Raw genomic sequence first — 13793 nt, 5'->3', positions numbered from 1 at the left:
CGGAGGGGAAGTAATGCCAGTAAAAGGAGAAAGCAAAGTCATTAACACTATCCTTAACAGACGGAGCGTCCGAGAGTTTACGGACAAACCTGTTAGCAAGAAAGATATCAACACTATCCTTAATGCAGGCCAATGGGCACCTTCCGGATTGAATAACCAGCCCTGGCGTTTCATTGTTATTCGAAACCGTGAGACTATCCAGAAACTCTCGGAATGCACTCATTACACAGGTATCGTGGCAGGAGCTCCTCTGCTTATTGCGACTTTCCTGGACAATGAAACTTCTTACAACAGGACAAAAGATCTCGAGGCAATAGGGGCTGCAATCCAGAATATGCTCCTCAGCTGCTGTGATCTTGATCTTGGCGGAGTCTGGCTTGGAGAAATCCTGAACCAAAAAGAGAAAGTCAATTCCATTCTGGACTGCCCTTCCGATCTTGAGCTAATGGCAGTTCTTGCAATCGGAGAACCGGCTCCAAAAGAAAGGACTTCAACACGTAGAGCCCTATCCGAAATAGTGTTTGATGAAAAGTACGGCCAGAAATGGGAAGAGTAAACTATCCTGAGATTCTCAGGCTAAATTTCCTTTTAATGGTTTATAAATATTAAATATAAAAGGATATTTTAATATAATTAAGGATTAAGTTTATAAGCTATTTAGCACTATAACCAGCCAGTTAACTGATTATGGTTTCTGTTAACGAACTGATCTTAACTTTTTGATAGTGAAGGTCTGTAGTGTAGAGGATATCACTGGAGCCTCCGGAGCTCCGAACCTGGGTTCGATTCCCAGCAGACCTGTTTCTTAAAAATCTGGTAAGGCATGGTTTTATTTTTTATATTGTTTGCCGGGCAGAAAGTATAAAACTGAAATAAAACAGAATATAAGTTAGAAGGTGTATTTAATGGCTAGAGGATTTAATCGTCGCTTCATGCGTGCTGGAAGAAGGTCATCTTTAGTTCAGCTAATTCTCATAGCAATAGTACTGTACTTTTTACTGAGAATTATTTTACCGCTCATTTGGACTCTCATATTGATTCTTGTCGTAATTTTACTATTGAAAATAGTGGTAGAAAATCTTTAAATTGACTGCACTCTCCTTTTTTTACGACTTTTAACTCTCTTCACCTATGCTTTTAAATATTTTTTAATCATCTTTTCTTACGATGTAGGTGATGCATTGTCAACCAGCAAGAAAATTTGTGATTTTTGTCTGAATCAAAATGGTGAAGAAGTTTTCATGGAAGAAATAAATGATTCACTAATTTGCCCCAAGTGTAAAAATTGCATCTTTATTGATTTAGAAAATTATAAGAATGTTATAAGAATGCTTGGTATAAAAATGCAGAGGGAATTTTTCCTTTTCTCCGTCCGGAACTAACTTCAGATGATTTGCCGAATCCTCGGTTGCTTTTTCTTTATCAAGATTGTTATCAAGCACTCTTAATAGGCCGTTATAATGCTTCTTTAGTGATGATGGGCGTATTACTCGAAGCAGTTATGAAGGAAAGGATTGAACTCAAACTTGGAGAGTATTTTAGCAAACCATTTGGTCCTTGCCTACAAAAAATAGAAACTCACAAATTAATGAGCCAAGAACATATTTTATTTCTTCGAAAATTCAAAGATATAATCAGAAATCCGTATCAACATGATGATGAAGCTGATATTATGAATGGTATTTACATGCCGACTTGGCCAATTAAATTTGAAAGCGAAATATCTGCAGAAGCCATTGGAGACCTTATGAAAAACATAAGATCCGGCAAGATAAAACCAAAATTTCTGCCTGTTTCTGAAATTCCTGCAATTCGATCTGTTGCAAAGCAGTCTTATGATCAAAAAAGAGCAATAAAGCTATTCAATGAAGTACATGATTTTTTAATTGAAGTATGCAAGTTTTACTTTAAAGAGTGTGAATACCAAGAGCACAATCTAAAATATGGAACAGGACTCGAAAAAATAGAACATTACAAAATTTAGCTTTGTAAAAATCTTCATAACTAACTAATCTTAATAAATTTAAACTGAATTGTGATATCATTTTACTTATTTATTTTCAACCTCTTGAAGTTGATTTAGATAGGTTTTTTACACCCCAAAAATGAAGTATTTGTATATAAAACGCACATGATATTCTTCGAATAACAGGCACAAACAAATGAAAGTACTTTTCACCTTATCTTTTTTTGATTATTGATCTCGTCATTACTTGGGTAGTAAGGTTGTCCTAATTTTGGTTTTTCAAACTATGCTAAACGAATCCGTGAATTGCCACACAAGACTTAGATATGATAAGGAGCAAAATATCAAAAGGAGCCTCGGGAGCCAGTTTTATCCCGCACTTTCATGCTAAATCAAAACGTCAGGTAATGAGTGAGAATTAAAGACGACCGTATTTTTTGTGCGCTTGCTCTTGTGTCAAGATGTCAAAAACAACAATTGCATTCTCTTCAAAATCAACGGTATAGAACGCCCTGTAATTCCCGATTCGAAGGCGGTACACATCTTCTTTATAACCTTCTATTCTGCACTTATTACCGCCCTGAAACCCATTTTTTAGATCTTTTAAAGCTTCAGCAACTTGTTTTTTTCTACTTTGTGGCAGGTCATCAAGAACTTTTGCTTTTATGAAAACTTTAAAGGTCATCCACGCTCACGTATTCTTCGCGGTGTTCTTTAAAGTGTTTTTTGGCTTCTTCCGCAATTCGGTCTATCTTCAATCTATATTCATGATTCCTATACTCTCTGATTAATTTCTCAATGACGGTATTGTAGTCATCACCCATAGAGCCGATTTTTTTCAATTCGTCGCGGTTTTTCTTTGAAATTTGAATTGTGGTTCCGTCTTGCATGATAATCATTATAATGATTATAATATTTATAATTAGCTCTCTTGCTCCTGCATTGACTTCTATGCTCAATTCTTCAAGAGCTTTGAGTACAGGCGATTAGAGGCCAGTACTGAAGAGATAAGGCAAGTAAAACCAAGGAGCATGAAGAGAATCCAGTCAGGGAGCCCAGAAAGGCCCAGGCAGGGAAAAAAAGGGAACCCTGATTAAGAGGACATGTAAAAACTGTAATCAGCCTTTCGAAACATATATTATTTTTTTAATATTATATAATTTTGAATAAAAACAAAACAGTTATTATTCATTCTTTCTGTATAAAGAATTCCTAAGAATTTGGGAATAAAAGACTTTATTATAAATCCTGCATTCTCAACGTTTTTCGACTAGTTGTGATTATGCTGAAAGTTGATTGTAGGCTATACTCAGGAGGAAATATGTCTAAGCAAATGTCTAAGTGGGAAGAGAATGAGCAAGAGCTAGAGGATTATATTGTAAGCGTTTTTGAACGTATGTTAAAAAATGATAATTTAAAAAATTTCAAAATTGAAAAGAATCACATCGAAATTGGACAGGGAGGATTCAAACATAAATTTGATATTTTTTATGAAGTTGACGTAGCAGGAGTATCTATTAAAGCTGCAATAGAATGTAAATATTACAATAAAAGAATAACAGAAAAAATGGTCACAGAATTTAAGTCAAAACTTAACGAATGCAATAATATTACTGGTTTTATTCTAGCCACTAAAAGCTATAATGCAGGAGCTAAGAAGTTTGCGGATTTTAATGGTATACAACTGATAACTGATGATCAGTTACCAAATATACCTGAAATGTTGCTTTTAGCCACGGTCTGTTCTGTGCCAGACGAAAATGTACATGGGGATCCATTTTGGACTATTATGAGAGTAACTAAAGATGGGAAAAATACAGGTTCATATTACTCGCTCAATGGTGACGAGTTCAATATGTTAGAAATTATCGTCCACGAGAGATACAGGCCAATATTCTTATTCATATCAAAAAAGACTGCTGAGAGAGCATTAGAAGCCGATGGGGCAAAGGATTGTGCTGTTTTTGGAGTTAGTCGACAACAATTGAAATGGATTTGTCTCCTGTCACAGTTTTTCAAATGTGAAATACTAATCAGCAGCGTTTTGTCACTTGACTCAAATGGATGTCTCTTTGCGTTAAAACATTCATACGATGAAATATTAGCTGAATATGATTTGGAATAATATTTTCTGTATTTTTCTTCTGAAAGAATATAGTTTCAAGATCTACTAAGGAGGAAATATGGCCGAGCCGCAAGAAAAAGGCAAGAAGTTAGAGAATAATGTCGAAAACGTTTACTCAATTCTATTGCAAAACGAGCATTTAAAAAATTTCAAAATTATAAAGAACCACAAAGAAAAAGCAAAATCTGGAACCCTACAAGAGTTCGATGTTTTTTGTGAAATTGAAATAGCAGGAGTAACTCATAAAGTCGCAATTGAATGTAAAAATTACAATAAAAATGTAGAACAAGAAAAGCTTCAGGCTTTTAGCAAAAAACTTGATGGCTGCAATATTAAGACTGGTTTTATGATCGCTGCGAATGGATATCAAAAAGGAGCTAAACTAGAAGCAAAATTTTATGGGATAGAGCTAATAACTACTGAAGATTTGCCAAATATATATCCACTAACTCTTAACCATATGAAATGGCTTTTGCCAGACAAAAATACATATGGAGATCCATTTTGGACGATTATGGAAGTAACTGAAGATGGGAAAAATAAAGGTTCATGTTATTCACCTAGTGAAAAGATAGCACTATATATGTCGAAATATAATCCTCATGGGGAGACAGCACTTAATGGGGCGATAGCATTATTCATATCGAAAAAGTCTGCTGAGAGAGCATTAGAAGCCGATGGGGCAAAGGATTGTGCTGTTTTTGGAGTTAGTCGACAACATTTGATAGCTCTTTGCGACACTGCGAAAGATTTTAATCGACCATTTGCAATCGCTCTCGACTTCGGATTAGGGAAAGACGGCAGGATCTGTATGCTTGAACAGTCATATGATCAAATATTAGATAATTTTGGCATGTAATAATTTCTTTTTGCATATTGTTAAAATTCACACCGTTGAGTGAATTTAAACCCTCTTATTTTTTTGCATTCTTCCATACTCTACTTTTATGAACTCAATTATTCCATATTATCCAGGAATACGCAAGTTATGACCGATAAGCTAAAATCAAAAGTAAAAAAAGTATGAGATACGCACAGGGCACTTTTTACATCTGTTATGTTAGTGTTTTCACTCGCTCAAAAAAATAGAAAATTGCAAAATTTAATAGCTTTTTAATTAAAAAAGAAAACCAGAAAAATCTGGTTTCACTGCTCTTTCAAATACTCGTCAATTGCCTTTGCGGCTTTCTTGCCAGCGCCCATTGCACTGATAACGGTTGCTGCGCCTGTGACAACATCTCCGCCTGCAAAGACTCCGCACTTGGAGGTTGCACCGGTTTCTTCGTCTGCGACAACAGTTCCTTTTTTGTTCTGATCAAGGCCTTCCGAGCCTTTGAAGATCATGGGGTTCGGGGATGTGCCTATGGCGATAACAACAACTTCGGCAGGAATAGTGAATTCCGAACCTTCTACAGGGACAGGGCTTCTTCTGCCAGATTTGTCAGGCTCGCCGAGTTTCATTTTAATACATTCGACTGCAGTAACATTGAATTTATCGTCGCCAAGGATGCGGACAGGGTTTGTAAGGAGCCTGAAGGTTATGCCTTCTTCTTTAGCATGCTCGATTTCTTCCCTGCGGGCTGGCATCTCTTCTTCCCCACGGCGATAGACTATGCTGACTTCTTCAGCGCCCAGGCGGAGGGCTGAGCGGGCGGAATCCATTGCCACATTTCCGCCACCAACCACCACAACGTGCCTTCCAAGCCTGACTCTGGTATCATATTCAGGGTCATAGGCTTTCATGAGGTTTACACGGGTCAGGAACTCGTTTGCAGAGTAAACGCCGTTGAAGTTTTCGCCTGGAATTCCCATAAAATTCGGCAGACCTGCACCAGTGCCCATGAAGACCGCATCGAATTCGTCACAGAGCTCGTCTAAGGTCTTGATCCTGCCGATTATATAATTGGGCTTGAACTCGACTCCGAGTTTCTCAATGTACTCAACTTCCTGCCGAACAATTTCCTTTGGCAGCCTGAACTCTGGAATGCCGTAACTCAGAACTCCGCCGGCTTTGTGAAGTGATTCAAAAACAGTGACTTTGTGACCCAGCTTTGCAAGGTCTGCTGCGGCAGTGAGGCCTGCAGGCCCTGAACCTACAACAGCTACTTTCTTTCCTGTAGGCTCTGGAACTTCCGGAACCTTTACCCCTTGCTGGCGCTCATAATCAGCGCAGAAACGTTCGAGCCTTCCGATAGCAACTGGCTGTCCCTTCTTTCCTAGGACACAGAGAGCTTCGCACTGAGTTTCCTGGGGGCAGACACGACCGCAGATGGCAGGAAGGGCATTTGTGCCTTTAATCTTCTCGATTGCCCCTGCAAAGTCTTCCTCGCAGACAAGCTTGATAAAGCCCGGAATATCCACATTCACAGGGCAGCCTTCAACACATTTTGGTTCCTTGCAGGAGAGACAGCGAGAGGCTTCGGCAAGAGCGTCTTCTTTCGTGTAGCCGAGAGCTACCTCATTAAAGTTCTTTCTGCGCTCTTCCGCAGGCTGTTCTGGCATAGGGGTCCTTTCTTTCTTTGCTTTTACGGTTTTTTCTCCATTTAATTCTTGCATTTTTCATCCCCTCCATTTAGTGCAGTCCACACCTGCATTCTTCATCGTATTTTTCCACAGCTTTTGTTTCTTCGCCGCGGTACATTGCAAGCCTGTTCATGAGTTGAACAAAATCAACTTTCCGTGCATCAAATTCAGGCCCGTCAACGCAGGTAAATCTGGTTTTTCCGTCAACTGTAACCCTGCAACCGCCGCACATACCTGTCCCGTCTACCATAATAGAGTTAAGGCTGACCAGAATTTCAACGTCATAGGGAGCAGCTACTCCTGCCCCTACTTTCATCATTATAGGGGGTCCAATAATTACAACTCTTGCAACCTCTTCCCCGCTATCCAGAATCTGTTTCATTATATCGGTAACAAATCCGTGGTGCCCTTTTGATCCGTCATCGGTTGCAATATACAGTTCAGAACTGGCATCTTTCATCTCGTCTTCAAGAATAAGAAGGTCCTTGTTTCGAGCTCCTATAATGGAAATTACCTTGTTGCCCGCTTTGCTATAAGCCTTTGCCTGGGGATAAGCCGGGGCAACTCCTACTCCTCCACCTACAAGAATAACAGTGCCAAGTTTCCTTACATCGGAAGGAGTGCCAAGAGGTCCGACGACGTCTTCGAGAAACTCGCCTGCAGAAAACTTTGCAAGCTGTTTTGTAGTCTTGCCCATTTCCTGAAATATTACGGTTACTGTGCCCTTTTCTTTGTCAAAATCAGCAATCGTAAGTGGAATTCTTTCCCCCTTTTCGTCAATTCGGAGGATTATGAACTGTCCGGCTTTTGCAGCCTTTGCTACGTCAGGGGCATCTATTACCATCCTGTGCACCGACGGAGCGATTTCTTCCTTATTCAATACTTTATATGCCATGAGATCACATTTTCCTGAGTAAAAGAAATTTTTTTAGAGCAAATGAAATAGATAAATTTTGATATCGCGGATCTCCTCACGGATTTTTTAGATTCCCGAGCTTTTCCGCCTGGACGTTCTCCTTATACTGATTAATGGGATATATATTCTCCCAAATAATTTTAATTATTTTGTCCGTCTGGATTATTTTTTGTTGAATTATAAGCGCCCTTTTTGTCAATACTTCCTTTTAAAAGAGTCTGGACATTCTTTACCTTTTTGACCATTGTTGCAATAATTTAATAAATCTAGTGAGTATAATAAATTAAGGGGTAATCCCTGAACAGATTATATCAGGTAGTCAATTGTTAGAGAGGGGGAATAAAGCAAACTCAGTACAAAAACTCAGTACAAACCATATCCGGAGAGATAACCGAATTTTATGGCCGTATTTGAGCTTGAAAGTTTAAAGCCTTTGCCTGAAAGGGAAACTTATTCGCTGAAGAAAGTTCATCCACTCTATTGCTATAAAAAGCTAAATGGCTATAAAAAGCTGAGTGATTTCGTTCTGACAGGCGGATTAAGAAGAAACGACAACTGAGACGAATTCATAGATATGGGGGTTAAACAAATGCCTGAAGAAAAAAGAGAAGGTACAAAGGGAGAGAAGTTAGAGAAAAAGGATGGGGAAGAAGTAGCTGACGTCGATCCGATCCATCCTACCGAAGCCAGAGGTGGCAAGAAGAGATCGCTCCTTGATACCTGCAAATAATCTCACTTATTTTTTACCTTTTTGCCGGGACGATTAAAACACTGGGAGATTGAAGGAATATAAGAGGAAACTCTTAGTCCAGAAGAGTAATACTGAATCTCCGGGCCCGATAGAAAAAGAGGTAAAGTCAAGGAAAAACCCTATCGTAAGCTGTGACAAATACGATGAAGCTGTGACAAATACGATGAAGCTGTGACAAATACGATGAGGAAGAATGAAAGACCCTTAATGGGAAAAAAGAATCCTGAATATTTTTGAGGTAAGGAAAGAAAGAACAGAGGAAAAATTTATAAATAAAGGTTTTTATTTGACCTTTTTTGTTCTTTTCTTTCCTTTTCATTTTAAGCATTTTTGCTCGCCTTTTTATTTCCTTGATTTGTTATCATGCTTTATTTTCTGGGTTCTTTTATCTTACTTTATTTTCCATTTTCATTGATTCTATTCATTATTATTTGCTGGAAAAATATTATTGTGCCTACGATTGTGACTTTCCTTCAGATAATAGACAATGGGTTTTCAAAGTACCTGAGAGTGCGAACTGAAAACACGGATGAAACTGAAAATATGATATGAATGAAACTGAAAATATGATATGGATGAAACTGAAAATATTATATAAATGAAAGTACGAAAGTAACTGGTATCTCTTGAAAAATAATATTAATAATCAGTTATTCTCTTTAATCAATAATTCTCTTTAATCAATTATTTTCTTTTTGAAAAAATACCATGCTGCCATGCAAGAAATGAATATATTAAACGTTTTTCTGTGCAAAGATTATTTAATGACTTTCATTATATATTGCTTTGATCTCGTATTTTCAGTGTGCCTATACCTTTTTATCTGGAGTCTAATATTAGACTAGCTATTATAGGATCTAAGTCATTATAGAACCTAAGCATTAAGAATCTAAGCCATTATAGAATCTAAGCTATTAAGAATCTAAGCTATTATAAAATCTAAGCTATATACCTTCAGTTCGATTATTAAGATAGCATCCGTTTTAACCGATATCTAAAGGAGATGACAGGTATAAAATCAATAATTCTTGCAGGCGGTTCAGGAACACGACTCTGGCCTCTCAGCCGAGAAATGTATCCCAAGCAGTTTTTGAAGTTTGGAAATACGTCTCTTTTTCAGGAAACCGTCCTCAGATGCCTTGAAATTTCAGATATTTCCGAAATTTTTGTTGTAACGAACGAAGCTCAAAAATTTTTCGTAATCGGCCAGATTGAGGAAATAGGGTATTCACTCCCCACAGAGAATGTCTTAATCGAGCCAGAAGGCAAGAATACTCTCCCTGCGATCTTCTTCGGAATGAAAGAAATTGAAAAAAAATATGGGCGCTCTGTAGTAGGAATATTTTCTTCGGATCATGTCCTTGATAGAGTTGCAATGCAGACAATTGCTTCGGCTGAGGATCTTGCTTCAGATTATCTGGTTACTTTCGGCGTTGTTCCTGTTTTTCCTCACACAGGATATGGTTATATTAAACCCTCAGAAGCCTGTGTGCCAGGTTACAGGGTTTCGGAATTCCGAGAAAAACCGGACCGTGAAACTGCAGAGAAATATATTAAGGAAGGCTGCCTCTGGAACAGTGGGATGTTCCTTTTCGATACAGAGCTTTTCTTTGACGAAGTTAAAAAATATGCACCTTCTGTTTTCACATGTTTTGAAAACGGAAAGGATATTAATGAGATTTATGCATGCGTGGACAAGATTTCCATTGACTATGGAATAATGGAAAAATCCGAGAGGGTCGCAGTTGTAAAACTTGAGCAAAAATGGAGCGATCTGGGAAATTTTGCAGCAATTTATGACGAGTTTGAAAAGGACCCTGTAGGAAATGTAGTCCATGAATGCGATCCTATAATGCTGAACTCCGATGGAAATCTCGTATATTCAAGTTGCGGTAAGCTTGTTTCGCTCATTGATATTAAAGACATGGTTATTGTTGATACCAGTGATGCTCTGTTAGTCTGCCCTAAATCCAGTAGCCAGAAGGTAAAAGATATTGTCTCAGCCCTTAAAGAAAGGAATGATGAAAGGGCATACATAGGGCAAACCGTTTACAGGCCCTGGGGCTCGTATACCTTACTTGAAGCTTCTCCGGAGCATAAGATTAAGAATATCACAGTACTTCCTGACCATAAGTTAAGCCTCCAGCTGCATTACCATCGCAGTGAGCACTGGGTGGTTGTTAAAGGTATGGCCTGTGTGGAAGTGCGCGGACAGCAGTTTTTCCTGAGACCTGGCGAGAGTACTTTTATCAGCGCAGGAGAAAAACACAGATTGTCCAATCCGGGAAAAATTCCGCTTGAGATTATTGAAGTGCAGTTAGGGGAACTTGTAGACGAAGCGGACATTGTCAGGTTTGATGATGTTTATGGGAGGAGCTGAGAAGAGTGAAGATAATAGAAACAAAAATAAAAGATCTCTATATGCTTGAGCCAAAAGTATTTGAAGATGACCGGGGCTATTTTCTTGAAAGTTATAATAAGAAAACACTGGACAGCCTTTTAGAAAAAGAATACACTTTTGTCCAGGATAATGAGTCAAAATCATCTTATGGAGTAATTCGTGGCCTACACTACCAGCTGGGTCCCTTTAGTCAAGCGAAACTTATACGAGTTGTACAAGGTAAAGTCTACGATGTTGCAGTAGATCTAAGGAAAAATTCCCCTACTTTTCTGGATTGGGTTGGGGTTGAACTCTCCGCTGAAAACAAAAGGCAGTTTTTAATTCCTAAAGGCTTTGCTCATGGATTTTCCGTACTGAGCGAAACTGCCATCTTTCAATATAAATGTGATGAATACTACCATCCTGAAGCTGAAGCAGGGATTATCTATAATGACTCATCATTGAATATTGACTGGAAGATAAAAGCTGAGGATATAAAGACCTCTCCGAAGGATCTGTTACTCCAAAAATTAGAAGAAGCTAAAATGAATTTTTAAAACTTGAATAAATAAAACTTGAATAAATTTTTCTCCATCAAAGTAATTTATTGGTATGTATTCTATTAACGTACCAAATATTTATTGACACACCAAGAGGTGACCTAAATGAGACTTCTGGTTACAGGGGGCTGCGGATTCATAGGCAGCAACTTCATTCATTACATGCTCAAAAAGTATCCCAACTACCAAATTGTAAACCTTGACAAACTAACCTATGCTGGAAATCCAGCCAATCTCAAAGAGATTGAAAGTAACCCCAATTACTCTTTTGTGCAAGGGGATATCTGTGATTCTCAAGTTGTCAATGAAGTAATGAAAAAAGTCGATTGTGTTGTACATTTTGCAGCTGAAAGCCATGTCGACCGCTCAATTGAGGACGGTTCGGTTTTTGTCAGAACAAATGTGCTCGGAACAAATACTCTTTTGCAAAGCGCACTTGCACATAATATTAAGAAATTTATTCATGTGTCGACTGACGAAGTATACGGAAGTACCATGGAAGGTTCTTTTACTGAAAAAGACAACCTGAACCCTTCAAGCCCTTATTCTTCAAGCAAAGCAGGTTCCGATCTTCTTGCAAAGTCCTATTACACAACCTACGGCCTGCCCGTTTGCATAACTCGATGCACAAATAACTTCGGACCTTATCAATACCCTGAAAAACTAATTCCATTCTTCATCAGCCGATTGATGGAAGGGAAAAAGGTTCCTGTTTATGGCACCGGCCTGAATATCCGGGACTGGATTTATGTTGAAGACCATTGTTCTGCAGTCGATTTTGTCCTTCACAATGGAAGCAATGGAGAAATCTACAATATAGATGGTGGAAACGAGCTTACAAACCTTGAAATCACTCATCGTCTTCTTAAAATGATTGGCAAAGATGAATCTTCAATCGAATACGTTGAAGACCGAAAAGGACACGATTTTCGTTACTCTCTTGACGGCAGTAAACTGGAGAAAATGGGCTGGAAACCAAAATATGATTTTGATAGTGCCCTTGAGCAAACGGTCAAGTGGTATGTTGAAAATCGATGGTGGTGGGAACCATTAAAACGCTGATCATTGGTGCCGACGGGATGCTCGGATACGATATTTGCAAAGTGTATCCGAATGCTGTGAAACTGACACATAAAGACGTTGACATCACAGACAGAGAGCAAGTACTCGAATCCATAAGAAAAATAAACCCGAATCTGGTGATAAATGCAGCAGCCTATACGGATGTTGAAGGCTGTGAAGATCATCAAGAACTGGCACTTAAAGTTAATGGGTATGGACCTGGATATATCGCTGAAGCCTGCAGTGAAGTAGGTGCAGCACTTATACACTTCAGTACAGACTACGTATTTGACGGATCAAAAAAAGAATATATAGAATCCGATACCCCTGTTGACCCTATTAACGTATACGGTCGTTCAAAACTTCTTGGTGAACAAAAAATTACAGAAAACCTGAATGATTATAGAATTATCCGGATTTCCTGGCTTTTTGGTACGCATGGAAAAAACTTTGTAGAAACAATGCTGAGACTATCCGGTGAGATGGATCAGGTCAAAGTTGTTAATGATCAGTTTGGAAAACCCACTTATACAGTAGATCTCGCAAATAAAATTATGGAAATCGCTGAACTTGGAGCCGGGATATACCATGTGACAAACGAGGGTATATGTTCCTGGTACGAATTTGCATCGGCGGTCATAAGTAATACTATTCCCTGTACAAGTGAGGAATTTCCAATGAAAGCCAGGCGCCCAAAGTATTCGGTTCTTGTAAACACTAAAACCAAACCTATGAGGCATTGGAAAGAAGCACTCAAAGATTATCTAAAGGAGAGGAATAAATGAAAGGCATAATACTCGCAGGCGGTACTGGCAGCAGGCTTTATCCCCTGACTAAAGTTACAAATAAGCACCTGTTGCCTGTCTATGATAAACCAATGATATTTTATCCCATCCAGACTCTCGTTAACGCAGGCATCAAAGAAATAATGATCGTATCCGGTCGAGGTCATGCCGGACATTTTCTTGAGCTTCTGGGTTCAGGTGCAGATATAGGGGTTAAGTTTACTTATGAAATTCAGGAAGAAGCTGGAGGGATCGCACAGGCTTTAGGTCTCGCAGAGCGTTTTGCTGATGAAGAAGATGTGGCAGTAATCCTTGGGGACAATATTTTTCAGGATAACATTAAAGATGACGTCTCAAACTTTACAGATGGTGCCAAGATATTCTTAAAAGAAGTCCAGGATGCCCACAGGTTTGGAGTAGCTGAGCTTAAAGGTGACAGGGTAATAGGAATACAGGAGAAACCTCGTGAACCCAAAAGCAATTTTGCAGTTACCGGTCTTTATATATACAGTAATAGTGTATTCGAAGTAGTCAAAACCCTTAAGCCTTCTGCGCGAGGAGAACTTGAGATAACTGATGTCAATAATTATTTTGTAAATAATGGGACTATGGAATATCGAATTCTGGACGGTTTCTGGAGTGATGCAGGTACTTTTGAGAGTTTATTGAGAGCAGGGGTACTGATCCAGAACCATTGTAAAAACAAAAACGCGGAGTAAAATCCA

15 protein-coding genes and 1 tRNA gene are annotated in these 13793 nt (G+C 38.6%); 12 read left to right on the top strand and 4 right to left on the bottom strand.

What is annotated here, in order from left to right:
• The first annotated feature begins 13 nt into the window (after window positions 1–13).
• The 3 genes from MSBRW_RS04120 (at window position 14) to MSBRW_RS04110 (ending at window position 1984) form a co-directional block, all read left to right on the top strand.
• Window positions 14–556 carry a nitroreductase family protein gene (locus MSBRW_RS04120; RefSeq protein ID WP_011305260.1) on the top strand — a complete coding sequence of 181 codons (543 nt, stop codon included), beginning with the start codon at window positions 14–16 and terminating at the stop codon, window positions 554–556.
• A gap of 173 nt (window positions 557–729) precedes the next feature.
• Window positions 730–801 (top strand) — tRNA-Arg (locus tag MSBRW_RS04115).
• Window positions 802–1474: 673 nt separating this feature from the next.
• Window positions 1475–1984, top strand: a complete 510-nt coding sequence (locus MSBRW_RS04110; RefSeq protein ID WP_011305261.1) for a hypothetical protein — start codon at window positions 1475–1477, stop codon at window positions 1982–1984.
• A 400-nt stretch (window positions 1985–2384) separates the two neighbouring features.
• Here the strand turns inward: MSBRW_RS04110 and MSBRW_RS04105 are convergent, their stop codons facing one another.
• On the bottom strand, window positions 2385–2651 hold the full coding sequence (locus MSBRW_RS04105) for a type II toxin-antitoxin system RelE family toxin (protein ID WP_011305262.1): 267 nt from the start codon (window positions 2649–2651) through the stop codon (window positions 2385–2387).
• The gene (locus tag MSBRW_RS04100; RefSeq protein ID WP_011305263.1) at window positions 2641–2925 is read right to left on the bottom strand and encodes a hypothetical protein; all 285 of its coding nucleotides are present in this window, start codon (window positions 2923–2925) and stop codon (window positions 2641–2643) included. The genes MSBRW_RS04105 and MSBRW_RS04100 overlap by 11 nt, the downstream gene beginning before the upstream one ends.
• 362 nt (window positions 2926–3287) lie before the next feature.
• Here MSBRW_RS04100 and MSBRW_RS04095 point away from each other — a divergent pair, with 362 nt between their 5' ends.
• Window positions 3288–4091: a restriction endonuclease gene (locus tag MSBRW_RS04095; RefSeq protein WP_011305264.1), complete on the top strand. Its 804-nt coding sequence runs from the start codon at window positions 3288–3290 to the stop codon at window positions 4089–4091.
• Between the two features lie 58 nt (window positions 4092–4149).
• Entirely contained in the window at window positions 4150–4950 is an 801-nt protein-coding gene (locus MSBRW_RS20100) for a restriction endonuclease (RefSeq protein WP_011305265.1), read from the top strand.
• 287 nt (window positions 4951–5237) lie between these two features.
• Here MSBRW_RS20100 and gltA read toward each other — a convergent pair whose 3' ends face one another.
• Together gltA and MSBRW_RS04080 are read right to left on the bottom strand one after the other, a co-directional pair.
• Window positions 5238–6647 carry an NADPH-dependent glutamate synthase gene (gene gltA, locus MSBRW_RS04085; protein ID WP_011305266.1) on the bottom strand — a complete coding sequence of 470 codons (1410 nt, stop codon included), beginning with the start codon at window positions 6645–6647 and terminating at the stop codon, window positions 5238–5240.
• Between the two features lie 16 nt (window positions 6648–6663).
• The gene (locus MSBRW_RS04080) at window positions 6664–7509 is read right to left on the bottom strand and encodes a sulfide/dihydroorotate dehydrogenase-like FAD/NAD-binding protein (RefSeq protein WP_011305267.1); all 846 of its coding nucleotides are present in this window, start codon (window positions 7507–7509) and stop codon (window positions 6664–6666) included.
• A 610-nt stretch (window positions 7510–8119) separates the two neighbouring features.
• On the opposite strand from MSBRW_RS04080, the gene MSBRW_RS21730 reads away from it, so the two are divergent.
• The 7 genes from MSBRW_RS21730 (at window position 8120) to MSBRW_RS04055 (ending at window position 13787) form a co-directional block, all read left to right on the top strand.
• Window positions 8120–8260, top strand: coding sequence for a hypothetical protein (locus tag MSBRW_RS21730; RefSeq protein WP_157209467.1), 141 nt, complete (start codon window positions 8120–8122; stop codon window positions 8258–8260).
• A 49-nt stretch (window positions 8261–8309) separates the two neighbouring features.
• On the top strand, window positions 8310–8456 hold the full coding sequence (locus MSBRW_RS21725; RefSeq protein WP_155398106.1) for a hypothetical protein: 147 nt from the start codon (window positions 8310–8312) through the stop codon (window positions 8454–8456).
• Between the two features lie 828 nt (window positions 8457–9284).
• Window positions 9285–10661, top strand: a complete 1377-nt coding sequence (locus tag MSBRW_RS04075) for a mannose-1-phosphate guanylyltransferase/mannose-6-phosphate isomerase (protein ID WP_011305268.1) — start codon at window positions 9285–9287, stop codon at window positions 10659–10661.
• A 5-nt stretch (window positions 10662–10666) separates the two neighbouring features.
• Window positions 10667–11218 carry a dTDP-4-dehydrorhamnose 3,5-epimerase gene (gene rfbC, locus MSBRW_RS04070; protein WP_011305269.1) on the top strand — a complete coding sequence of 184 codons (552 nt, stop codon included), beginning with the start codon at window positions 10667–10669 and terminating at the stop codon, window positions 11216–11218.
• 108 nt (window positions 11219–11326) lie between these two features.
• Complete coding sequence (rfbB, locus tag MSBRW_RS04065) at window positions 11327–12283, top strand: dTDP-glucose 4,6-dehydratase (RefSeq protein ID WP_011305270.1); 957 nt, start codon at window positions 11327–11329, stop codon at window positions 12281–12283.
• Window positions 12256–13068, top strand: a complete 813-nt coding sequence (rfbD, locus tag MSBRW_RS04060; protein WP_011305271.1) for a dTDP-4-dehydrorhamnose reductase — start codon at window positions 12256–12258, stop codon at window positions 13066–13068. The genes rfbB and rfbD overlap by 28 nt, the downstream gene beginning before the upstream one ends.
• The gene (locus tag MSBRW_RS04055) at window positions 13065–13787 is read left to right on the top strand and encodes a sugar phosphate nucleotidyltransferase (RefSeq protein ID WP_011305272.1); all 723 of its coding nucleotides are present in this window, start codon (window positions 13065–13067) and stop codon (window positions 13785–13787) included. Before rfbD ends, MSBRW_RS04055 begins: the two co-directional genes overlap by 4 nt.
• The last annotated feature ends 6 nt before the right edge of the window (window positions 13788–13793 follow it).

Source organism: Methanosarcina barkeri str. Wiesmoor, assembly GCF_000969985.1.
GTDB classification, from domain to species: domain Archaea; phylum Halobacteriota; class Methanosarcinia; order Methanosarcinales; family Methanosarcinaceae; genus Methanosarcina; species Methanosarcina barkeri_B.
The sequence above is the reverse complement of the archived record's forward strand: the minus strand, read 5'-3'. Positions and strand labels throughout refer to the sequence as shown.